18 protein-coding genes and 1 pseudogene are annotated in these 20,879 nt (G+C 72.2%); 10 read left to right on the top strand and 9 right to left on the bottom strand.

Annotation, left to right across the window (positions count from 1 at the left end; genetic code table 11):
* Nucleotides 1–3: 3 nt before the first annotated feature.
* A complete protein-coding gene (locus ACJ6WD_RS35075) occupies nt 4–1,494 on the bottom strand; it encodes a S8 family serine peptidase (RefSeq protein WP_233658307.1) in 1,491 nt (496 codons plus the stop codon).
* 190 nt (nt 1,495–1,684) lie between these two features.
* Nucleotides 1,685–1,894 (bottom strand): hypothetical protein, encoded by a 210-nt coding sequence (locus tag ACJ6WD_RS35070; protein ID WP_233658309.1) that lies wholly within the window; start codon nt 1,892–1,894, stop codon nt 1,685–1,687.
* Between the two features lie 184 nt (nt 1,895–2,078).
* Between ACJ6WD_RS35070 and ACJ6WD_RS35065 the strand changes: the two are divergent.
* The 3 genes and pseudogenes from ACJ6WD_RS35065 to moaA all read left to right on the top strand — a co-directional run.
* Nucleotides 2,079–2,420: pseudogene (locus tag ACJ6WD_RS35065) on the top strand (DUF485 domain-containing protein); the annotation flags it as partial.
* A 116-nt stretch (nt 2,421–2,536) separates the two neighbouring features.
* Nucleotides 2,537–4,159 carry a cation acetate symporter gene (locus ACJ6WD_RS35060; protein ID WP_016573719.1) on the top strand — a complete coding sequence of 541 codons (1,623 nt, stop codon included), beginning with the start codon at nt 2,537–2,539 and terminating at the stop codon, nt 4,157–4,159.
* 159 nt (nt 4,160–4,318) lie between these two features.
* Complete coding sequence (gene moaA / locus ACJ6WD_RS35055) at nt 4,319–5,308, top strand: GTP 3',8-cyclase MoaA (protein WP_038518649.1); 990 nt, start codon at nt 4,319–4,321, stop codon at nt 5,306–5,308.
* On the opposite strand, the gene ACJ6WD_RS35050 is transcribed toward moaA, so the two are convergent.
* From ACJ6WD_RS35050 to ACJ6WD_RS35030, 5 genes are all read right to left on the bottom strand, one after another.
* Nucleotides 5,291–5,533: a hypothetical protein gene (locus tag ACJ6WD_RS35050; RefSeq protein WP_055583864.1), complete on the bottom strand. Its 243-nt coding sequence runs from the start codon at nt 5,531–5,533 to the stop codon at nt 5,291–5,293. The two genes, moaA and ACJ6WD_RS35050, sit on opposite strands and share 18 nt — an antisense overlap.
* Before the next feature lie 241 nt (nt 5,534–5,774).
* Complete coding sequence (locus ACJ6WD_RS35045) at nt 5,775–6,137, bottom strand: DUF3099 domain-containing protein (RefSeq protein WP_016573716.1); 363 nt, start codon at nt 6,135–6,137, stop codon at nt 5,775–5,777.
* Between the two features lie 203 nt (nt 6,138–6,340).
* The gene (gene tyrS, locus ACJ6WD_RS35040; RefSeq protein WP_016573715.1) at nt 6,341–7,744 is read right to left on the bottom strand and encodes a tyrosine--tRNA ligase; all 1,404 of its coding nucleotides are present in this window, start codon (nt 7,742–7,744) and stop codon (nt 6,341–6,343) included.
* 159 nt (nt 7,745–7,903) lie between these two features.
* Nucleotides 7,904–9,331 carry a metallopeptidase TldD-related protein gene (locus ACJ6WD_RS35035; protein WP_407617237.1) on the bottom strand — a complete coding sequence of 476 codons (1,428 nt, stop codon included), beginning with the start codon at nt 9,329–9,331 and terminating at the stop codon, nt 7,904–7,906.
* Between the two features lie 82 nt (nt 9,332–9,413).
* Entirely contained in the window at nt 9,414–10,982 is a 1,569-nt protein-coding gene (locus tag ACJ6WD_RS35030) for a TldD/PmbA family protein (RefSeq protein ID WP_407617236.1), read from the bottom strand.
* A 162-nt stretch (nt 10,983–11,144) separates the two neighbouring features.
* Here ACJ6WD_RS35030 and fabG point away from each other — a divergent pair, with 162 nt between their 5' ends.
* Both fabG and fabI read left to right on the top strand, forming a co-directional pair.
* Nucleotides 11,145–11,849: a 3-oxoacyl-[acyl-carrier-protein] reductase gene (fabG, locus tag ACJ6WD_RS35025; protein ID WP_016572663.1), complete on the top strand. Its 705-nt coding sequence runs from the start codon at nt 11,145–11,147 to the stop codon at nt 11,847–11,849.
* Nucleotides 11,850–11,854: 5 nt separating this feature from the next.
* Nucleotides 11,855–12,634 carry an enoyl-ACP reductase FabI gene (fabI, locus tag ACJ6WD_RS35020; protein ID WP_016572662.1) on the top strand — a complete coding sequence of 260 codons (780 nt, stop codon included), beginning with the start codon at nt 11,855–11,857 and terminating at the stop codon, nt 12,632–12,634.
* Between the two features lie 164 nt (nt 12,635–12,798).
* Here the strand turns inward: fabI and ACJ6WD_RS35015 are convergent, their stop codons facing one another.
* Nucleotides 12,799–13,500, bottom strand: a complete 702-nt coding sequence (locus ACJ6WD_RS35015; protein WP_233658317.1) for a FadR/GntR family transcriptional regulator — start codon at nt 13,498–13,500, stop codon at nt 12,799–12,801.
* A 151-nt stretch (nt 13,501–13,651) separates the two neighbouring features.
* Here ACJ6WD_RS35015 and ACJ6WD_RS35010 point away from each other — a divergent pair, with 151 nt between their 5' ends.
* From ACJ6WD_RS35010 to ACJ6WD_RS34995, 4 genes are all read left to right on the top strand, one after another.
* Nucleotides 13,652–14,974 (top strand): CynX/NimT family MFS transporter, encoded by a 1,323-nt coding sequence (locus ACJ6WD_RS35010; protein WP_376444109.1) that lies wholly within the window; start codon nt 13,652–13,654, stop codon nt 14,972–14,974.
* A gap of 171 nt (nt 14,975–15,145) precedes the next feature.
* A complete protein-coding gene (locus ACJ6WD_RS35005; protein WP_018541214.1) occupies nt 15,146–15,262 on the top strand; it encodes an SGM_5486 family transporter-associated protein in 117 nt (38 codons plus the stop codon).
* A gap of 213 nt (nt 15,263–15,475) precedes the next feature.
* Nucleotides 15,476–15,694 carry a hypothetical protein gene (locus ACJ6WD_RS35000; RefSeq protein ID WP_016571711.1) on the top strand — a complete coding sequence of 73 codons (219 nt, stop codon included), beginning with the start codon at nt 15,476–15,478 and terminating at the stop codon, nt 15,692–15,694.
* Nucleotides 15,695–15,795: 101 nt separating this feature from the next.
* Nucleotides 15,796–16,314, top strand: coding sequence for a histidine phosphatase family protein (locus tag ACJ6WD_RS34995; RefSeq protein ID WP_233658320.1), 519 nt, complete (start codon nt 15,796–15,798; stop codon nt 16,312–16,314).
* Between the two features lie 235 nt (nt 16,315–16,549).
* Here ACJ6WD_RS34995 and serB read toward each other — a convergent pair whose 3' ends face one another.
* The gene (serB, locus tag ACJ6WD_RS34990; RefSeq protein WP_233658322.1) at nt 16,550–17,797 is read right to left on the bottom strand and encodes a phosphoserine phosphatase SerB; all 1,248 of its coding nucleotides are present in this window, start codon (nt 17,795–17,797) and stop codon (nt 16,550–16,552) included.
* Between the two features lie 451 nt (nt 17,798–18,248).
* Between serB and ACJ6WD_RS34985 the strand changes: the two genes are divergently transcribed.
* Entirely contained in the window at nt 18,249–20,786 is a 2,538-nt protein-coding gene (locus tag ACJ6WD_RS34985) for an FHA domain-containing protein (RefSeq protein WP_407617235.1), read from the top strand.
* The last annotated feature ends 93 nt before the right edge of the window (nt 20,787–20,879 follow it).

The raw sequence follows: 20,879 nt of genomic DNA, 5'->3' as shown, positions 1-20,879 counted from the left end.
CGGCTACTGCACCGCCTTCAGCGCGTTGACGATCCCGTAGCCGAAGTGGCTGTTGACCCGCGGGGTGCCGGTGCAGGTGGCGTCACCCGCCGGGCACCCGGGGTTGTCGGCCTGCTGCTTGAGCAGCCACTGGATCTCCTGCGCGCTGGCCTTCGGGTGGGTGCTCTTCAGGAGCGCCGCGACGCCCGCGACGTGCGGGGAGGCCATCGACGTGCCGGCGTAGAAGGCCCAGTCGCCACCGGGGATGGTGGAGAGCACGTTGCCGTTCTTGGCCGGCAGGTCCGGCACCTGCTTGGTGTCGCCGCCGGGCGCGGCCACGTCGACCTGTCCCAGGCCGTAGTTGGAGTAGCCGGACTTCAGGCGGTGCGATCCGGTCGCCGCGACCGTCACCGTCCCGGGCAGCTGGGTCGGCACGTCCCAGCAGGTCTTGGGGCTGAGGGTGCGGTTGACCGGCGTGGAGTCGTTGGGGCTGCCGGTGTCGGTGAGCTTGTCGGCCGCGAGGTCGGCGTTGGCGTTGCCCGCCGCCGCGACGTTGACCACGCCCTTGTCCTGCGCGTACTTCGCCGCCCGGCCGACCGCGTCAACGATGGCCGCCTGATCGGCGTCGTCCTTGCAGTTGAACATCCACGGGTCCACGTAATAGCTGTTGTTGGTGACCTGGATGCCGTGGTCGGCCGCGAAGACGAAGGCGCACACCACGCTCTCCGCGTAGAACAGGCTGGTCTTGGGCTCGCTCACCTTGATGGCGGAGACCTTCACGCCCGGTGCGACGCCGGCCACGCCGATGCCGTTGCGGGCCGCGGCGATGGTGCCCGCCACGTGCGTGCCGTGGGCGTCCTCGACCGGGTCGTAGGGCCGCCAGGCCCCCGGTGAGGTGTCGGGGACCCCGCCCACGCAGTTGGCCGACTGCCGGGCGGAGAAGTTCGGTTTGAGGTCCGGGTGGGTGTCGTCCACGCCGGTGTCGATGACCCCGACGGTCACCTTGCGGCTGCCCGGGTTCACCTTCGCGGCCCGGTCGGCCCCGATGGCGGGGATGTCCCACTGGAGCGGCTCCAGCGGCTCCTCGCCGGTGGCCTTCGCGGTCCGTTGCGCCGCCGCGAGCTGGGCCGCGGTGATCTTCTGCGGCCTGCCGACGTCGGTGGTGCCGGACTGCTTGAGCGGCGCGGTGCGGGTCGCGCCCGCCGACTGCACGCCGGGCACGGTCCGCAGGGTGGCGGCGAACCGGGGGTTGGCCGCATGGGCGACGATCACGCCTATCCGCTCGTGGGCGGTGATCACCTTGCCGCCGGCCCGGTCGATGGCCCGCTCGACTGCGTCGACCGTGGCGTGGCCGGGGGCGGTGTTCACGACGTACGACAGCAGCGGGCCGCTGTCCGGTGGCGCGGCGCCGGCCGCGTCCGGGAGGAACCCGGTCGTGGCGGTCAGCGCCAGCCCGAGCGGGACGGCCAGGGCCCGCAGGCGTCTGTTCCGGGGATGTGCAAGGGGACGTGCCATGGGTACTCCACCTCATCCGTCGGACCGCCCGTGCGCGGGGCGCGCACGGGCGGGTGCATGACAGGTGAAGCTATCGGCGATCACCGACGCACAGCAATGGAATGCAGGGAAAACCTCATAGGAGCGGCAAATTGACGGGCAATCAGACGTCGCTTCGGGTATGGGCGCGTGCCGGAGCGGGTCCGTACGCTCAGTCCCGCCGCCCCGCTCCGTCGCGCGGCCGCAGGGTGCCCATGCTCAGCGGCGGCAGCGGGATCCGCGGGCCGTACCAGCGCCGGGCGTCCGCCCCCGGGCGCGGCCGCGACGGGGCGGCGGCGATCGGCGCGGACAGGGGGACGCTGCCGTACGGGCGCCGACGCGGGGCGTGCGCAGGCGGGTCCTGCGGGGGCGGCGGGGTCATGACCGGCTAACGAAGCGTCGCCCGACCGGTGGCGGCCGGTGCGCCCATTCCCCCGATTTCTTCAGGATTTCAACCATCCATCGTCTGTCGCATCGGGTCCGACCGCCCTACGATGCGTGATCCACGTCACTTATCCAGGGCTTATCGTCGGCCCCGCACCAGCTCACCGAGCGTCAGGAGACCCGTGATCACCGCACCCAACGCCGACCCGGGACAGCACGACCCGCCCGACTACCGACAGGTCCAGTCGAGCCCGGAGTTCGCCGAACTCCGCAGCGCCCACCGCTCGTTCGCCTTCCCGCTCACCCTCGCCTTCATCCTCTGGTACCTCGGCTACGTGCTGCTGTCGAGCTACGCCGGCGCCTTCATGGCCACCAAGGTCGCGGGCCACCTCAACGTCGCCTTCGTCCTCGGCATCGCCCAGTTCGCCACCACCTTCCTGATCGCCTGGTGGTACTCCCGGCACGCCGCCGCCCGGCTCGACCCCCGGGCCGAGGCCATCAAGGCCCGCCTGGAGGGCACCGCCGCCACCCCGCCGGCCCCGGTCCGCGCGGCCGACGCCCCCAAGGACGCCCCCAAGGACGCCCCCAAGGACGCCCCCAAGGACGGCCCCGAGCAGGCCGGCGTGCAGGAGGCCGGCGCATGAACCTCACCCAGCACCTCGCCGCCGGCGGCGCCGGCGAGCACCGCACCCTGATCGTCACCCTCTTCGCCGTCTTCGTCGCCGCCACCCTCGGCCTCACCGTCTGGGCCGGCCGGCAGACCAAGGGCGCGGACGACTTCTACGCCGGCGGACGGCAGTTCAGCGGCTTCCAGAACGGCCTGGCCATCTCCGGCGACTACATGTCCGCCGCGTCCTTCCTCGGCATCGCCGGCGCCATCGCCCTCTTCGGCTACGACGGCTTCCTCTACTCCATCGGCTTCCTCGTCGCCTGGCTCGTCGCGCTCCTCCTGGTCGCCGAACCCCTGCGCAACTCCGGCCGCTTCACCATGGGCGACGTCCTCGCCTACCGGATGCGCCAACGCCCCGTCCGGACCGCCGCAGGCACCTCCACCATCGTCGTGTCGATCTTCTACCTGCTCGCGCAGATGGCCGGCGCCGGCGCCCTGGTGACCCTGCTCCTGGGCATCACCAGCGAAGCGGGCAAGATCCTCGTCGTCGTCCTGGTCGGCATCGTGATGATCCTCTACGTCACCATCGGCGGCATGAAGGGCACCACCTGGGTCCAGATGGTCAAGGCGGTCCTCCTGATCGCCGGCACCCTGCTGATCACCTTCCTGGTGGCGTGGCGGTTCCACTTCAACCTCTCCGCCCTGCTCGGCGCCGCCGCCGAGAACAGCGGCAAGGGCTCCGCCTTCCTGGAACCGGGCCTCAAGTACGGCGCCACCGCCACCTCGAAGATCGACTTCATCTCGCTCGGCCTCGCCCTCGTCCTGGGCACCGCCGGCCTGCCGCACATCCTCATCCGCTTCTACACGGTCCCCACCGCCAAGGCCGCCCGGAAGTCGGTGAACTGGGCGATCGGCATCATCGGCGTCTTCTACCTGATGACCCTGGCCCTCGGCTTCGGCGCCGCGGCCCTCCTGAAGCCGGCCACCATCACCGCCTCCAACAAGGCGGGCAACACCGCCGCCCCGCTGCTCGCCCAGGAGATCGGCGGCGGCGCGGGCTCCACCGGCGGCGCCATCCTGCTCGCCGTCATCTCCGCCGTCGCCTTCGCCACCATCCTCGCGGTGGTCGCCGGCCTCACCCTCGCCTCGTCCTCCTCCTTCGCCCACGACCTCTACGTCAACGTCCTGCGCAAGGGGCGGGCCACCGAGAAGGAAGAGGTCGGCGCGGCCCGCTGGGCGACCGTCGGCATCGGCGCGATCGCCATCGTCCTCGGCGTCTTCGCCCGCAGCCTGAACGTCGCCGGCCTGGTGGCGCTCGCCTTCGCGGTCGCCGCCTCCGCCAACCTCCCCACCCTCCTCTACAGCCTCTTCTGGAAGCGCTTCACCACCCAGGGCGCCCTCTGGTCCATCTACGGCGGCCTGCTCTCCTCCGTCCTCCTCGTCCTCTTCTCGCCCGTCGTCTCCGGCAAGGAGACCTCGATGTTCCCCGGCGCCGACTTCGCGGTGTTCCCCCTGGAGAATCCGGGCCTGATCTCCATCCCCCTGGGCTTCCTGCTCGGCTGGCTCGGCTCCCTCCTCTCCCGGGAGGCACCGGACGCCGCCAAGTACGCCGAACTGGAGGTCCGCTCCCTGACCGGCACCGGCGCGCACTGAGTCGTCCGTACAGGGCACGGGTGGGGTGGCATCGTAGAGAACTACGACGCCACCCCGCCCACCTCGTGCTTCTCACGTCTCCTCACCGTCGTACCCATCGCGTAGTCTCGAAGGCGTACTGATCGACGGACCGAGCCGGACACTCGGGGAGGGGGCCAGATGCTCATCGACACCTACGGCCGCGTGGCCACCGACCTGCGGGTCTCACTGACCGACCGGTGCAACCTGCGCTGCACCTACTGCATGCCCGAAGAGGGCCTGCAGTGGCTGGCCAAGCCCGACCTGCTGACCGACGACGAGATCGTCCGGCTGATCGACATCGCCGTGCGCGACCTCGGCGTCGAAGAGGTCCGCTTCACCGGCGGCGAGCCCCTGCTCCGCCCCGGCCTGGTCGGCATCGTCGAGCGGGTCGCCGCCCTCGCGCCGCGCCCCCGGATGTCACTGACCACCAACGGCATCGGCCTGGCACGCACCGCCACCGCCCTCCAGGCCGCCGGCCTGGACCGGGTCAACGTCTCCCTCGACACCCTCCGGCCCGACGTCTTCCAGGCCCTGACCCGCCGCAAGCGGCACGACGACGTCCTCAAGGGCCTCGAAGCCGCCCGCGCCGCCGGCCTCACCCCGGTCAAGGTCAACGCCGTCCTGATGCCCGGCCTCAACGACGACGAGGCCCCCGACCTCCTGGCCTGGGCCGTCGAGAACGACTACGAGCTGCGCTTCATCGAGCAGATGCCGCTGGACGCCCAACACGGCTGGAAGCGCGACGGAATGATCACCGCCGGCGACATCCTGACCTCGCTGCGCACCCGCTTCACCCTCACCCCCGAGGGCCAGGACGAGCGCGGCTCCGCCCCCGCCGAGCGCTGGATCGTCGACGGCGGCCCGCACCGTGTCGGCGTGATCGCCTCGGTGACCCGCCCGTTCTGCCGCGCCTGCGACCGCACCCGGCTCACCGCCGACGGCCAGGTCCGCACCTGCCTCTTCGCCACCGAGGAGTCCGACCTGCGCGGCGCCCTGCGCTCCGGCGCCCCCGACGCCGAGATAGCCCGCCTCTGGAAGCTGGCCATGTGGGGCAAGAAGGCGGGATCCGGCCTCGACGACCCCACCTTCCTCCAACCGGACCGCCCCATGTCAGCCATCGGAGGCTGACCGAACCCGCTCCCATTCCGCCAGCGTCACCACGTCCTTGAGGAACCCGCGCACGGCGAGGAACTGCGACAGGTGCTCCCGATGCTCCTCACACGCCAACCACGTCTTGCGCCGGTCCGGGGTGTGCAGCTTCGGGTTGTTCCAGGCCAGCACCCACACCGCGTCGGCACGGCAGCCCTTGGCCGAGCAGATGAGGGAATTCTCTGAAGTGTTCGGGGAGTTCACGCCTCAACCCTACGTCCCGCCGCGCGCCGCACCGGGGCCGCTCTCCAGGGGCGTCGCGCCGTGCGGACATGACGACGCCGGGCAGCCACGGGGGGAGCCGCCCGGCGTCGGTCCGTCGCTCCGACGGGGGATGCGGAGCGCGTACGCAGTATGTCATGGGGAATGGTGCATGGCGCAGCGGAACCGCATGATTGATCTGAGCTTTTCTTGAGCTTTGCTGAGCAAGCGCCGCCAGCGAAGCTCAGTCCCGCTCCTCGCGCGACGACGAAGACCCCTCCGCCGGACGTTCCGCAACGGATTCCGCGGGCTCCGCCGGCAGCGCCCGCCGTACGGGCTTGACGAACGTCGACGGCAGCGAAGGGACGTTCTCCCGACCGGCGTTGGCGATGACCACCGCGACGTACGGAAGCCCCATGCCGATCACGAGCGTTGCAATGGCAACCGGTCGCTCGATGTTCCACAGCACGGCCGTGAGCACCACGGCCAGGGTCCGCACCGCCATCGAGATCACGTACCGCCGCTGGCGCCCGCGCACGTCCTCGGTCAGCCCCTGGCGCGCTCCCGTGATCCGGAAGGTTTCGCCGCCACCGCTGTGCTTCCGCATCACGTTCCACCACCTGCTCCGTCGTGCCGGATTCTCCCCGCATTCCGGTCAGATCCCACGGTACGCCGCCCTTCCCGGCCCTACGAGACCGGGTCACGTCGTCGGCGGACCGCCTCGTACCCCGGATGACGTAGCCGCCCGCCGGGCTCCTGCGAGGAGCACGACGAGCGGCCCCGGCCGACGGCCGGCACGGACCGGGAGGGCTAGCGCCCGGTGAGCTGCGCCAGCTTGCGGCCGGCCTTCAAGTAGGCGACGCCCTTGGTGCCGGACAGCTTCTCCGCCAGGACCTCGGCCAGCGGCCGCACCGCGTCGGCCTCGGCGAGCACCACCGTCGACTGGCCGGAGTCGCCCTCGCTCACCAGCCGCAGCGCGTTCTGCTTCGCCAGCCGCCGCGCCGCCGAGGCGCTCGGAGTGAACTCCAGCACCGTCGTCAGCACCGCCGCGACCGGCAGCTCCCCGTGCTCCGCGACGTCCACGACCGGCAGCGACTCCACGTCCGCGAACGACTTCTTGGAGAACTGGGCCACGAAACCGGCCCGCGCCGCCATCGCCGCGTCCAGCCCGTAGAGCGCCGCCACGACCTCACCCGCGAGGACCTTCTTGAGGTCCATCGGGTGCATCGACCGCTCGGCGATCCGGCCCAGGGCCAGGGTGATCTCCTCGTCGGTCCACTCGGTCCACGCCTTGAGGTACGGCTCCATCAGGCGGTCCGGCACCGACATGATCTTGCCGAAGACGTCGTCGGCGGGCGCGCTCAGCCCGACGTAATTGCCCTTGGACTTGGACATCTTGGCGCCGCTGCCGTCCGTGCCCTCGATCAGCGGCATGGTCACCACCAGCTGCGGCCGCTGCCCGCGCAGCTCCATCAGCTTGCGGCCCATCTGGAGGTTGAGCAGCTGGTCGGAGCCGCCGAGCTCGACGTCGCAGCCCAGCGCCACCGAGTCCAGCCCCTGCGCGATCGGGTACAGCAGCTCGGTCATGGTCAGACCCGAGCCGGCCGCCAGCCGGTTGCGGAAGTCCTCGCGCTGGAGCAGCTGCGACGCCGGCACCTGCGCGAGCAGCCCCAGCAGCTCCGGGAAGGTGTACGGCGCCAGCCACTCGCTGTTCTGCCGGAAGCTGACCTTCTCGAAGTCGAAGAACGGACGCACCTGCTCGCGGTACGTGGCGAGGTTGTGCGCGATGTCCGCGTCGGTCAGCGGCGGCCGCTCCGCCGTGCGACCCGACGGGTCACCGATCTTGGCGGTGAAGTCGCCGATGATCAGGGTGACGTCGTGGCCGAGGCGCTGGAACCGGCTCAGGATGATCAACGGCACCGCGTGACCGAGGTGCACGTCGGTCGCCGTCGGGTCGATGCCCAACTTGATGTGCAGACCCTCGCCGGCCGACCGGCGCTCCTCGATGCGCTCGGCCAGCTTCTCCACGCCCGGCAGCACCTCGACCGTGCGGGACGCGATGAGCTCGGCCTGCTCCTTGGGCGACAGGTCCGTCAGGTCGAGATAGCGCCGCTCGCGGGTCTCCTGGAGCAGCTCCCGGACGGTGTCGTCCGAGGAGAGGTCGGCGGAGAGCAGCGTGCGGGCGCGGGCGACGGATTCGCCGAGGCGTGTCATGGCGTTCCTGATCGATCGTGGTTCCCCGAGGGGAGGACAGGGCGACAGTCTATTAGGCACGCACGGCGCCGCTCACCGCGATATCCGCCGGTCCGGCCGGTGCCGGGCCGGCCGCCCCGCACCGGGCGGCGGCCCCCGCACCGCCCGCCCGGCGCCCACTCACACGCCCGGACTGACCGAACTCATGTGGAAGTCCGGCACCCGCAGCGCCGGCATCGCGGTCCGCGGGAAGTAGTCGCCCCACTCCCGCGACAGCGTCCGCTCCGTGCGGCCCGCCTCCGTGGCCCGGCCCAGCAGGTCCACCGGCGACTCGTTGAACCGGAAGTTGTTCACCTCGCCGACGACCTCGCCGTCCCGCACCAGGTAGACGCCGTCCCGCGTCAACCCGGTCAGCAGCAGCGTCGCCGGATCGACCTCCCGGATGTACCACAGGGACGTCAGCAGCAGCGCCGGCCCGTCGTGGCCCGCCGCGGCCACCATCGCGTCGAGGTCCCGCGGACCGCCGCCCTCCAACAGGAGGTTGTCGACCGCCGGCGCCACCGGCAACCCGGTCAGCGCCGCACCGTGCCGGGTGGCCACCAGCCGGTTGAGCACCCCCTCGCGCACCCAGTCGGTGGCGGCCAGCGGCAGCCCGTTGTCGAAGACCGAGGCGTCCTCGCCCGAGGTGTGGGCGAGGACGAACGGCGCGCACTCCAGCCCGGCCGCCGCCGGATCGCTGCGCAGCGTCAGCGGCAGCCCGGCGACCCGCTCGCCGATCCGGGTCCCGGCGGCGCCCGCACCGCCCCCGGCCTTGGAGAAGACCGTCCGGCCCTCCGCGGCGTCCCGGGCGGTGGCCGACCACTGCTGGTACACCAGCAGGTCCGCGACGGAGCTCGGCGGCAACAGCGTGTCGTAGCGGCCGGCCGGCAGCTCGATCCGGCGCTCGGCCCAGCCCAGCCGCCGGGCGAGTTCGGCGTCCAGCGCCCGCGGATCGACGTCGGTGAAGTCCCGCGTGGCGCGGCCGGCCCAGGACGACCGGGTGCGGTCCGGCGACTTGGCGTTCAGCTCCAGCGTCCCGGTGGGCTGGTCGTGCCGCAGCCGCAGCCCGGTCGAGCTGCCCAGGTACGACGAGACCACGCTGTGCTGGGCGAAGCCGTACAGCTCGCGCCCGCCGGCCCGGGCCTGCCGGAAGGACTCCCCGAGGGCCGGCGCGAACGCGGCGAAGACGTCCGGGGAGGTCCCGGCCGGCGGGTCGGTGAAGCCGGCGGTCGTCCGGCCGTCCGCGACCAGCGCCTGGGCGTCCTCGGCCGGTCCGGCGTCCCGGGCGGCCGCCTCCGCGGCCCGCACCAGCGGCTCCAGGTCCTGCGCGGTGACCGCCGACCGGGACACCACGCCGGAGGCGGTGCCCCGGGCGCCGTCCACGGTCGCCACGACGGTGACCGTCCGGCCGCGGGTGGCGCCGTTGGTGGTCAGGGCGTTGCCGGCCCAGCGCAGATTGGTGCTGGAGTGCTCCTCGGCGATGACCACGCAACCGTCGGCGCGGGACAGCTCCAGGGCCCGCTCGACGATCTCGTCCGGCCGGTTGCTGCGGGTACCGCGCGGACTCATCGACCCGCCTCCTGCGTCGTGTTGAAGGTGTGCCGGCCCGGGGAACGGCCCCCGGACCCCCGCCCCGAGGGGTGGTGCGCGCTCATCGCCCGGCCTCCTGCGTCGTGTTGAGGACGTTCACGCCCTCGAAGACGGCCGAGGGGCAGCCGTGGGAGACCGCCGCGATCTGGCCCGGCTGGGCCTTGCCGCAGTTGAAGGCGCCGCCCAGGACGTAGGTCTGCGGACCGCCGAGCGCGGTCATCGAACCCCAGAAGTCGGTGGTGGTGGCCTGGTAGGCGACGTCCCGCAGCTGACCCGCCAGCCGCCCGTTGCGGATCAAGAAGGCCCGCTGCTGGGTGAACTGGAAGTTGTGACGCTGCATGTCGATGGACCACGAACGGTCCCCCACCAGGTAGATGCCGCGTTCCACACCCGAGATCAGCGCGTCCGTGGACGGGCCGTCCGGCGCCGGGCGCAGCGAGACGTTGGCCATCCGTTGGACCGGCACGTGATGGGGGGAGTCCGCGAAGGCACACCCGTTGGAGCGCGGGAAGCCCGCCAACTTCGCCGTCCTGCGGTCGAGTTGGTACCCCGTGAGGATGCCGTCCGTGATCAGGTCCCAGGACTGCGCGGCGACGCCCTCGTCGTCGTAGCCGACGGTGGCCAGACCGTGCTCGGCGGTCCGGTCGCCGGTGACGTTCATCAACGGCGAGCCGTAGACGAGCGTCCCCAACTGGTCGAAGGTCGCGAAGGACGTGCCGGCGTAGGCGGCCTCGAAGCCCAGCGCCCGGTCCAGTTCCGTGGCGTGCCCCACCGACTCGTGGATGGTGAGCCAGAGGTTGGACGGGTCGATCACCAGGTCGTAGGCGCCGGGCTCGACGCTCGGGGCGCGGAGCTTGTCGGCGAGGTGCCCGGGGATCGCGGCCAGTTCACCGTCCCAGTCGTAGCCGCCGTCGGTGAGGTACTCCCAGCCGCGGCCGACCGGTGGCGCGAGCGTCCGCATCGACTCGAAGTCGCCGGTGGCCGGGTCCACCGCGACCGCGGTGAGTTCGGGGTGCAGCCGGATCCGCTGCTGGGTGGTGCTGGTCCCCGCGGTGTCCGCGTAGAACTTGTTCTCCTGGGCGGCCAGCAGGTGCGCGTCGACGTGCGCCACGCCCGGTGCGGCCAGCAGCCGGGCGCTCCACTCGGCCAGCAGCCCGGTCTTCTCCGCGTCCGGCACGTCGAACGGGTTGACGTCGTACGCCGAGACCCAGGTGCGGTCCGGGTGGACGGGCTCCTCGGCCAGCTCCACCCGCCCGCCCGTCGCCCACCGATCGCCGCCGCTCCCCGGGGCCCCGCCGCCGGCGGCCTCCGCCACGGTCGACGACAGCCTCGCCATCGCCACCGCCTGCCCGGCCACCCGCGCCGCGGCGTCCATCGTCAGGTCGACGCCCGCGGCGAAGCCCCAGGCGCCGTTGTGCACCACGCGCACCGCGTAGCCCAGGTCGGTGGTGTCGGAGGTGGCCGACGTGCGGGCGTCGCGCAGCCGCCACATCGCGCTGCGCACCCGCTCCAGGCGGAAGTCGGCGTGCTCCGCGCCCAGCGCCCGGGCCCGCGCCAGTGCGGCGTCGGCCAGGGCGCGCAGCGGCAGCGCGCGGAAGGTCTCGTCAAGGTCATGGGGTGCGGCTGGCACGGCATCCTCCGGTAGTCGGCGGATGCATCATGCCGTGCTTCTGTGGAGACCCGACAGTGAACGGGGGCGCGCCCCTGTGTGGGCTCGATTCTCCGTACGGGCCGCCCGACCGATAGTTTCGTACCGAACGCAAGACGGACAGAAAACGGAAAGGGTGATCTCTTGAGCCGCTCGGTTCTGGTCACCGGAGGCAACCGCGGCATCGGCCTGGCCATTGCCCGTGCCTTCGCCGAGGCAGGCGACAAGGTCGCCATCACCTACCGCTCGGGGGAGCCCCCGGCGGGCTTTTTGGCCGTGAAGTGCGACATCACGGACGCTGAGCAGGTCGAGCAGGCGTACAAGGAGATCGAGGAGAAGCAGGGTCCGGTCGAGGTGCTGGTGGCCAACGCCGGCATCACCCGTGACCAGCTTCTGATGCGGATGTCCGAAGAGGACTTCAGCACGGTCCTGGAGACCAACCTGACCGGTACGTTCCGGGTGGTCAAGCGCGCCAACCGGGCCATGCTGCGCGCCCGCAAGGGCCGGATCGTCCTGATCTCCTCGGTGGTCGGCCTGATGGGCGCGCCGGGGCAGGCGAACTACGCGGCGTCCAAGGCCGCGCTGGTCGGCTTCTCCCGCTCGCTCGCCCGTGAGCTGGGCAGCCGCAACATCACCGTGAACGTCGTCGCCCCCGGTTTCGTCGACACCGACATGACCCGGGCGCTCAGCGACGAGCAGCGGGAGAACATCGTGAAGCAGGTGCCGCTGGCGCGTTACGCGCAGCCCGAGGAGGTCGCCGCCTCGGTCCGCTTCCTGGCCTCCGACGAGGCCGCGTACATCACCGGAGCCGTCATTCCCGTCGACGGCGGATTGGGCATGGGGCACTGAGCACGATGACGAACACCACTGGAATCCTCGCCGGCAAGCGCATCCTGATCACGGGTGTGCTGATGGAGTCCTCGATCGCCTTCCACGCGGCCAAGGTCGCGCAGGAGCAGGGCGCCGAGGTCATCCTGACCGCCTTCCCGCGGCCCACCCTCACCGAGCGCATCGCCAAGAAGCTGCCCAAGCCGGCCAAGGTCGTCGAGCTGGACGTCACCAACGACGAGCACCTGGCCCGCCTTGAGGGCCTGGTCCGCGAGGAGCTCGGCGGGCTGGACGGCATCGTCCACTCCATCGGCTTCGCCCCGCAGGACGCGCTCGGCGGCAACTTCCTCAACACGCCGTTCGAGTCGGTCGCCACGGCCATGCACGTCTCGGCGTTCTCCCTGAAGTCCCTGACCATGGCGTGCCTGCCGCTGATGCCGGAGGAGGGCGGCTCGGTGGTCGGCCTGACCTTCGACGCGCAGTTCGCCTGGCCGCAGTACGACTGGATGGGCCCGGCCAAGGCCGCCCTGGAGGCCACCAACCGCTACATGGCGCGGGACCTCGGCGAGCGCAACGTCCGCTGCAACCTCATCTCGGCGGGCCCGATCGGCTCGATGGCCGCCAAGTCCATCCCGGGCTTCTCGGACCTGGCCAAGGTGTGGGACAGCCGCTCCCCACTCCAGTGGGACATGGCCGACCCCGAGCCCGCGGGCCGCGGCGTCGTCGCCCTGCTGTCGGACTTCTTCCCGAAGACCACCGGCGAGATCATCCACGTCGACGGCGGCGTGCACATGATGGGCGCCTGACGCGCCGGCAGCACCCCGTACCGCCGAACTCCCGTACTGCCCGCCCCGGTCCGCCGGGGCGGGCAGTACGCGTTCGGGGGCTGTGCGTCCGGGACGTCCGGCGTCGCTCCGGAATACCCCCCACCCCCGCCACGTTGTGGCCCCGCAGGGGGCGCTCCCGTCCCCTACGGGACCTGTTCGACCGCCCCTAGGGGCCCGGTCCCCAGTCGGCAGCCGAAGGGGTGGGCGCTGGCTTCGGCGGCGGCGCGTTCGCCGTCCCCGGCGCGGATCGCCGCCACCAGCCGCGCGTGGTCCATGTGCGCCTCGGGGCGCAGCACTTCGCCGACGTCGGCGCGCAGGAACTCGCGCAGCACGCCCCCGAGGTCGGCGTAGATGTCGGCCAGCACGTCGTTGTGCGAGGCCGCCACGACCGCCATGTGCAGCGTCGCGTCCGCCTCCACGAACGCCTCCGCGGCGCCTGATTCCCAGGCCCGTTCGCGGCGCTCCAGGAGGGCGTCGAGCTGGCGCAGGTCCTGTTCGGTGCGGCGGTGCGCGGCGAGCCGGGCGGCCTCGGTCTCCAGCGCGGAGCGCAGTTCCGCGACGTGCCGGGGGTCGGCGTCGGCGAACCGACGGTTCATCACCCCGGCCAGTTCGCTGGTGGCGACCACGTAGGTGCCCGAACCCTGCCGGATGTCGAGCAGCCCGTTGTGCGCCAGGGCCCGGACCGCCTCGCGGACGGTGTTGCGCGCCACCCCGAGCTGTTCGACGAGTTCCGGCTCGGTCGGGATGCGGGACCCCACCGGCCAGTCGCCGGACGTGATCTGGGCACGCAGCTGCGCGATCACCTGGTCGGCCAGCGCGGACCGGCGGGGCGAGGTCAAGGGCATGGCTGGGCTCCGGGGTGCTGGGGCCGGTGGGCCGGGTGGACGGCGGCGGCGCGGACGGCGGCCCGTCGGGGTCCGTGGCGCCGTGCGGGTGAGCCGAGGCTACCGACTGCCGCTGGACAACTATTCATCCCATGATTCTATGATGACCCCTATGGCAGACGAAGACCTCGCGACCCTCGGCCCGGCCGCCGAGCCCCGGACCCCCGCCGCCCCGCCCGCCGACGCCGGAGCGGCGCGGCCCTCCGCCGTACCCGAGCGCGTCCCGGAACGCGGCTCGGCGCCGCGCTGGCTGCCCGGGATCGTGATCGCCGGTCTCGTCCTCGCGGCCCTCAACCTCCGGCCGGCGATCACCAGCCTCGGCGCGCTCCTGAAGGAGGTCCGCGACGGGCTCGGCATGAGCGGCACCGTCGCCGGTCTGCTGACCTCCGTACCGGCCCTGTGCTTCGCCGTCTTCGGCTTCGCCGCGCCCCGGCTGGCCCGGCGCTGGGGGCCCGGCGCGGTCGTCTGCGCCGGGATGGTCGCGGTCGCGGTCGGCGTCGTGGCGCGCCCGTACGCCGGCGGTACGCCCGGCTTCCTGGCCGGCAGCGCGCTGGCGCTGGCCGGCATCGCGGTCAGCAACGTGCTGCTGCCGGTGGTCATCAAGACCTGGTTCCCCGAGCGGGTCGGGCCGATGACCGGCCTCTACTCGATGGCGCTCGCCCTGGGGACCTCCCTCGCGGCGGCGCTCACCGTCCCCATGACCGCTGCGCTCGGCGGCAGTTGGCGCACCGGGCTGGCCGTGTGGGCGCTGCTCGCCGTGCTCGCGGTGGTGCCGTGGCTGGTGGTGCTGCGGCGCCGGCCGGCCGGATCACCCTCGGCACCGGCGGGCGGCACCCCGGCGACCGCGGAAACGCCCATACGGATCACCTCGTCGCCGACCGCCTGGGCGCTGGCGGTCTTCTTCGGCCTCCAGGCGACCGCCGCCTACATCACCATGGGGTGGATGCCGCAGATCTTCCGCGACGCCGGGGTCTCGGCGGGCACCGCGGGGGTGCTGCTGGCCGTCACCATGGCCGTCGGCGTGCCGCTCTCGTTCGTGCTGCCGCGGCTGGCGGCCCGGATGCGGCACCAGGGGCCGCTGGTGGTCGTCCTGGGCGTCTGCGGACTGGCCGGCTACACCGGCCTGGCGTTGGCGCCGGCCGGCGGGGCCTGGGTGTGGGCGCTGCTGATGGGCATCTCCAACTGCGCCTTCCCGCTTGCCCTGACGATGATCGGGATGCGCTCCGTGAGCGCCGCCGGCGTGGTCAAGCTGTCCGCCTTCGCGCAGAGCGTCGGCTACCTGATCTCCATCCCCGGGCCGCTGCTGGTCGGCACGCTCTACCAGCACAGCGGTGGCTGGGGACTGCCGATCGCGCTGATGATCGGGTTGATGGTGCCGCAGATCGCGGTGGGCGTGCTGGCGGGCCGCAACCGCCGCATCGAGGACGAGCGGTGACGGCGGCGGTCGGGGGCTGAGCGCCGTCGGCCCGTCGGCCCGGCCGCCCGTCGGTGTGGGGCGCGGAGGGTGCCGTGCGGACGGTGCCGTGAGGATCGCGTGCCGCGCCGCTCGCACCCGGTTGCGAGCCCTGGCGGGAGCGGCGCGGTGGGCGGGTGCGACACTGGGCGCATGCCAGTGCTCGAACCGAATCCGCAGGGCAGCCAGAAGAAACTGCTGCTCGTCCTGGCCCTGATGCTCGGGGTGACCGTCGTCGTCGGGATCATCGCGAGCATCGCCGCGCCATGATCCCGCGGCGGCCGGCCCCGCGGCCCGGTCGCCGTGCCCCGGGGTGGGGTTGTCCCCCGATCCCCTAGGGGGCGGGCGTCAGGGATCAATGGGTGGTTTCCCGGATGGGAAGGGCCGTCGCGACTGCGTAGCGTCGTCGTCACACCGCGGAACCGCGGTGGGCGCGCCGCCGTTCACGGCCGCGCCGGTCCCGCGACCCCTTGGGAGCCCGTCATGTCCGCCGCGTTCAGCCGCCCGTCCGCAGCCCGGGCACCGCGTCTGCGGAAGGCCCTGCCGTGGTGGGGGTTGGCGCTGCCGACCGTCTCGTTCGTCGTCCTGTTGGTGCTGGTGGCGAGCCCGGGTACGGCGAGTGCCGCCGGTGCGCCGCGCGCGCCGGAGAGCCTGGCGCCGCTGCTGGAGTTCCTCGCCCGGGTGCTCCGGCTCGGAGGGTGAGCGCGGCCCGCGCGCCGGGGCCTCCCGACGGGGTCACCCGGCAGGACGGAGCGCCTCAACACCCCGCGCCGGGCGGCGGGTTTCGTGCGAAGCTGGGACGCATGAGCGTCGATACACCCCGCCGGATTGTCCTGCTCCGACACGCAAAGGCCGAATGGTCGGACGAGAGCGACCATGAGCGTCCGCTCGCCGATCGCGGCCGCAAGGATGCCCCGGTCGCCGGCCGCTGGCTGGCCGGTGCCGGTGTCACCCCCGAAGTGACCCTCTGCTCGACGGCCACGCGCACCCGCGAGACCTGGAAGCTGGTCGTCTCCGAGCTTCCGCAGCGGCCGAAGACCGTCTACGACGAGCGGCTCTACGAAGCCTCCCTCGGCGAGCTCATCGCGATCTTGAACGAGACCTCCGACGAAGTGAGCGACCTGCTGGTCGTCGGGCACAATCCCGGCGTGCACGCCCTCGCCGACGCCTTGGCGGGGGAGGCCGACGGGGATCTGCTGGCGCGGATGAACCGCAGCGGATTCCCCACGTCGGCCGTGGCGGTGCTGACGTTCACCGGCTCCTGGAAGTCGGTCGAGCACGGCGTCGGCCGGCTCGTCGCGTTCTGGTCGCCGCACGCCTAGGCGCGTGGCGACGCCCGGCCCCAGCGTGCGCCCGGCCCGGCCGCGCACCGGTCACCGGGGTGCCCGCCCCGGGCGGTGAGCGGCCCGCGGCGGCGGGTGACCGACGACGAGGCCCCGGTGCGCGAGGTGCGCACCGGGGCCTTCCGGCTGTCCGGGGCCGGAGACGGCGAGCGGAGCGGGGCCCGGGCGGGCGTTCCCCGGGGAAACGCGAGCACCGGGCCCAGGGCCCCGCGGCTCACTCCACGTGGGTGTCCGCCGCCTCGACCTCTTCGCGGGTGATTCCCAGCAGATAGAGCACGGTGTCCAGGAACGGCACGTTGACGGCGGTGTGCGCGGCCTCGCGGACCACCGGCTTGGCGTTGAAGGCGACCCCCAGCCCGGCGGTGTTGAGCATGTCCAGGTCATTGGCGCCGTCGCCGATCGCGACGGTCTGCACCAGTGGCACCCCGGCCTCGTGCGCGAACTGCCGCAGCAGCCGGGCCTTGCCGGCCCGGTCCACGATGGCGCCGGTGACCCGCCCGGTGAGCTTGCCGTCGACGATCTCCAGGGTGTTGGCGGAGGCGAAGTCCAGCCCCAGCTCCTCCTGGAGGGCGTCGGTGACCTGGGTGAAACCGCCCGACACCACGCCGACTTGGTAGCCGAGCCGCTTGAGGGTGCGGACCAGGGTGCGCGCTCCCGGCGTGAGCCGCACCTCCTTGCGGACCAGGTCCACCACGGACGCGTCCAGGCCGCGGAGCAGCTCGACGCGGGCGTGCAGCGACTGCTCGAAGTCCAGCTCGCCGCGCATCGCGGCGGCCGTCACCTCGGCGACCTCGGCCTCGCAGCCGGCGTGCGCCGCGAACAGCTCGATGACCTCGTCCTGGATGAGGGTGGAGTCGACGTCCATCACCACCAGCCGCTGCGCCCGGCGCTGCAGCCCGGCGGCGACCACCGCGACGTCCACCCCGAGCTTCGCGGCCTCCGGGGCCAGCACGGTGCGCAGCGCCTCGGTCTCGGCCCCGGAGACGGCGAACTCCACGGCCGTCACCGGATACTTGGCGAGCCGGAAAATACGGTCGATATTGCCCCCCGTGGCCGTTATGGCCGCGGCGATGGCGGCCGTCGACTCCGCGGTGAGCGGGTGTCCCAGCACGGTGACGTGGGAGCGGCCGACACCGCGGGGACGGTTGTCGCCGCGGCCGGAGATGATCTCGGCCTGGAGGTTCAGCGACTCGGCCCAGCTGTGCACGGTGGCCCGAAGGTCGCCCTCGGAGGACCCGGTGGTGCCCTGGTCGGGGAACGGGGTGGTGACCAGCACGCACAGGGTGATGCGGCCCCGGGTCACCACCTGCTCGATGTCCACGACATCGACGGCGTAGGCGGCGAGGGTGTCGAACAGGCCCGCGGTGATGCCGGGCCGGTCCTTCCCGAAGATCTTGACGAGGAGTGTCGGTTCGTCTTCGCCTGGTGCGGCGGCGGCAGGCGGGATCTGCGATGCGCTCATGGTGCCTTTACGGTAACCGGCGGGCGACCGCGGCCGTACGCGTGTCCGGGGATCGGACCCGCCGCCCTGACATGGGCGACCGCCACCGGGCCGGTCCGTCACCGGCGCTCCACCGGGTGCGCGTGATCGTTATGGACTCGTGTCCGGGGTCGTCGGGTTGCACCGGCCCGGGGGACCCGGCTGGCGCTCCAACTCCCCTTTTGGTATGGCGTTTTCCGGTCCGCGGCGGAAGTGGGGAGCGCCCCCGGTGCGCCGAATGGCCTGAATTCCTGGCATTTCAGGCAGAGCGGGCCCTTCCGGCTCTCCGGGAGGGTTCGCCGGATGTGGCGGGAGCGCCCCGTTCCCCGCTCCCGTCCCGGTTTCCGGTCGGCGGGCCGAGCCTGAAATAGTTCTGCACGATGTTCGCCATCCCTAGACTTCCCATACAGGGCGTCACTCGGGGGACTATGTAATGGGGCATGGAGTGCCTGAACTCGTACTGGAACTGAACGGAAGGACCTGGACCCTCGATCCGTCCCGGTCCTACAGCGTGGGCCGTGATCCGCAGGGTGACATGGTGCTCGACGACGCCAGGGTCTCCTGGCGACACGCCACCCTCCGGTGGTCCGGCCGCAGCTGGCTCATCGAAGACCACGGCAGCACCAACGGCACCTACGTGCAGGGCCAGCGCGTCCAGCAGTTGGAGATCGGCCCCGGCGCCGCCGTCCACCTGGGCAACGCCACCGACGGCCCCCGGCTGAGCCTGTCCGCCGCCGCGGCGCCCGCCGACGCCTTCAGCGCGCAGCCCGCAGCGGCCGCGCCGCACCAGGGTTGGCAGGCTCCGCCCGCGCAGCAGCAGCCGCCGGCCCAGCAGGGCTGGCAGGCCCCGCCGCAGGGCCAGCAGCCGTACGTCCCGCCGCAACAGGCCGCGCCGCAGCAGGCCGTCCCGGCGCGGCAGCCCGCGCAGCCCCAGCAGCAGCGCGCGGCCGAGCCGGCCCAGGGCGGCGACCGCAGCCCGACCACCTTCCACCGCCTGGACACCGGCCGGGTGATGCGCATCGGCCGTGCCCTCGACAACGAGCTGGTCGTCTCCGACCTCCAGGTCTCCCGCCACCACGCGGAGTTCCGGGCCACCCCCGACGGTCGGTTCGAGATCCGCGACCTGGGCAGCCACAACGGCACCTACGTCAACGGCCAGCCGGTCCCCAAGTCCGGCAGCGCCCCGGTCGGCCCGAACGACACCGTCGGCGTCGGCCACTCCACCTTCCGGCTGGTCGGCGACCGCCTGGAGGAGTTCGTCGACACCGGCGAGGTCTCCTTCTCGGCCCGCCATCTCACCGTCACCGTCGACGGCGGCAAGCAGATCCTCAAGGACGTCTCGTTCGGCGTCCCCGAGAAGTCGCTGGTCGCCGTCATCGGCCCCTCCGGCTCCGGCAAGTCGACGCTGCTCAAGGCGCTGACCGGATACCGCCCCGCCAACCAGGGCGACGTCCTCTACGACAACCGGAACCTCTACAAGCACTTCGCCGAACTGCGCCAGCGCGTCGGCCTGGTCCCGCAGGACGACATCCTCCACAAGGAGCTGACCGTCCAAAAGGCGCTCCGCTACGCCGCGAAGCTCCGCTTCCCCGGCGACACCGCGGAGTCCGAGCGCGAGGCCCGGATCAACGAGGTGCTGCGCGAGCTCAAGCTCGACATCCACAAGGACAAGAAGATCACCTCGCTCTCCGGAGGCCAGCGCAAGCGCGTCTCGGTCGCCCTGGAGTTGCTGACCAAGCCGTCGCTGATCTTCCTGGACGAGCCGACCTCGGGCCTCGACCCGGGCATGGACCGCGATGTCATGCAGCTGCTGCGCGGCCTCGCCGACGACGGCCGCACGGTGCTGGTGGTCACCCACTCGGTGGCCGAACTCGCCCTGTGCGACCGCCTGTTGGTGATGGCCCCGGGCGGCTCGGTGGCCTACTTCGGGCCGCCCGAGGAGGCGCTGAACTTCTTCCAGTACGAGACCTGGGCCGATGTCTTCTCGGCGTTCGAGAACTACCGGGACTACGACTGGGCGGGCCGCTGGCGCGGCTCCCCGCACTACCAGATGTACGCCGCCGACCTCGACGCCGCCCCGCCGCAGTCGGTCAACGTCCAGGCCCCGCCGGCCCGCATACAGAAGTCGCAGAGCTGGGGCTCCCAACTCTGGACCCTGATGCGCCGCTACGTCTCGGTGCTCGCCTCCGACCGCGGCTTCCTCGCCCTGATGGTGATCCTGCCGGCCGTCCTCGGCGTGGTCTCCCTGCTGATCCCCAGCGACTACGGCCTCGGGTACGGCCCGGTCGCCAGGCACCAGACCAACCGCGACGCGAGCACCATCTCGCTGATCCTCGCGGTCGGCATGTGCTTCTCCGGCGCCGCCAACTCGGTCCGTGAGCTGATCAAGGAGCGGGTCATCTACGAGCGCGAACGGGCCACCGGCCTCTCGCGGTCGGCGTACCTGATGTCCAAGATCATCGTGTTGGGTGTGGCCACCGCCCTCCAGGGCGTGATCATCGCGGCGATCGGCTTCTCCACCCGCCAGATGCCGTCCCAGGGCCTGATCGTCGCCAAGGCCCCGGCCGTCGAGATGACCATCGCGATCATCGCCCTCGGCTTCACCTCGATGATGGTCGGCCTGATCATCTCGTCGCTGGTCAAGACCGCCGAGAAGACCATGCCGCTGCTGGTCATGTTCGCCATCGTCCAGGTCGTCTTCACCGGTGTCCTCTTCCAGCTCTTCGACACCGTCGGCGTCTCCCAGTTCTCCTGGCTGATGCCGTCCCGTTGGGCGGTCGCCGCACTCGGCGCCACCGCGGACATGAACACCCTGCTGCCGTGGGAGCCCGGCAACCCGGACCCGCTGTGGAAGCACCAGACCGGCGTCTACGTCATGGACGTGGTCATCCTGGTCACCCTGGGCGTGGCGCTCGCCTTCGTCGTCGCGCGGCTGCTGCGCCGCCACGAGCCGGAGGTCATGCGCAAGTAGCGCCCGCGGTCACCGCCACGCACGCCCGAGGGGCGGCACCCGATTCCGGGTGCCGCCCCTCGGCGGTGCTGCGGTGCCGCGGTCCGTGGCGGA

This window comes from Streptomyces sp. VTCC 41912 (genome assembly GCF_045799175.1).
In the GTDB taxonomy this organism is placed as follows: Bacteria; Actinomycetota; Actinomycetes; order Streptomycetales; family Streptomycetaceae; genus Streptomyces; species Streptomyces albulus_C.
This window is presented reverse-complemented; position numbering and strand designations above follow the sequence as displayed.

Excerpts from the sequence above, each read along its gene's own strand:
- ACJ6WD_RS35075 (WP_233658307.1), bottom strand. The coding sequence starts at position 1,494 with ATGGCACGTCCCCTTGCACATCCCCGGAACAGACGCCTGCGGGCCCTG.
- ACJ6WD_RS35070 (WP_233658309.1), bottom strand. The coding sequence starts at position 1,894 with ATGACCCCGCCGCCCCCGCAGGACCCGCCTGCGCACGCCCCGCGTCGG.
- ACJ6WD_RS35060 (WP_016573719.1), top strand. The coding sequence starts at position 2,537 with ATGAACCTCACCCAGCACCTCGCCGCCGGCGGCGCCGGCGAGCACCGC.
- moaA (WP_038518649.1), top strand. The coding sequence starts at position 4,319 with ATGCTCATCGACACCTACGGCCGCGTGGCCACCGACCTGCGGGTCTCA.
- ACJ6WD_RS35045 (WP_016573716.1), bottom strand. The coding sequence starts at position 6,137 with ATGCGGAAGCACAGCGGTGGCGGCGAAACCTTCCGGATCACGGGAGCG.
- tyrS (WP_016573715.1), bottom strand. The coding sequence starts at position 7,744 with ATGACACGCCTCGGCGAATCCGTCGCCCGCGCCCGCACGCTGCTCTCC.
- ACJ6WD_RS35035 (WP_407617237.1), bottom strand. The coding sequence starts at position 9,331 with ATGAGTCCGCGCGGTACCCGCAGCAACCGGCCGGACGAGATCGTCGAG.
- fabI (WP_016572662.1), top strand. The coding sequence starts at position 11,855 with ATGACGAACACCACTGGAATCCTCGCCGGCAAGCGCATCCTGATCACG.
- ACJ6WD_RS35015 (WP_233658317.1), bottom strand. The coding sequence starts at position 13,500 with ATGCCCTTGACCTCGCCCCGCCGGTCCGCGCTGGCCGACCAGGTGATC.
- ACJ6WD_RS35010 (WP_376444109.1), top strand. The coding sequence starts at position 13,652 with ATGGCAGACGAAGACCTCGCGACCCTCGGCCCGGCCGCCGAGCCCCGG.
- ACJ6WD_RS35005 (WP_018541214.1), top strand. The coding sequence starts at position 15,146 with ATGCCAGTGCTCGAACCGAATCCGCAGGGCAGCCAGAAGAAACTGCTG.
- ACJ6WD_RS35000 (WP_016571711.1), top strand. The coding sequence starts at position 15,476 with ATGTCCGCCGCGTTCAGCCGCCCGTCCGCAGCCCGGGCACCGCGTCTG.
- ACJ6WD_RS34995 (WP_233658320.1), top strand. The coding sequence starts at position 15,796 with ATGAGCGTCGATACACCCCGCCGGATTGTCCTGCTCCGACACGCAAAG.
- serB (WP_233658322.1), bottom strand. The coding sequence starts at position 17,797 with ATGAGCGCATCGCAGATCCCGCCTGCCGCCGCCGCACCAGGCGAAGAC.
- ACJ6WD_RS34985 (WP_407617235.1), top strand. The coding sequence starts at position 18,249 with ATGGGGCATGGAGTGCCTGAACTCGTACTGGAACTGAACGGAAGGACC.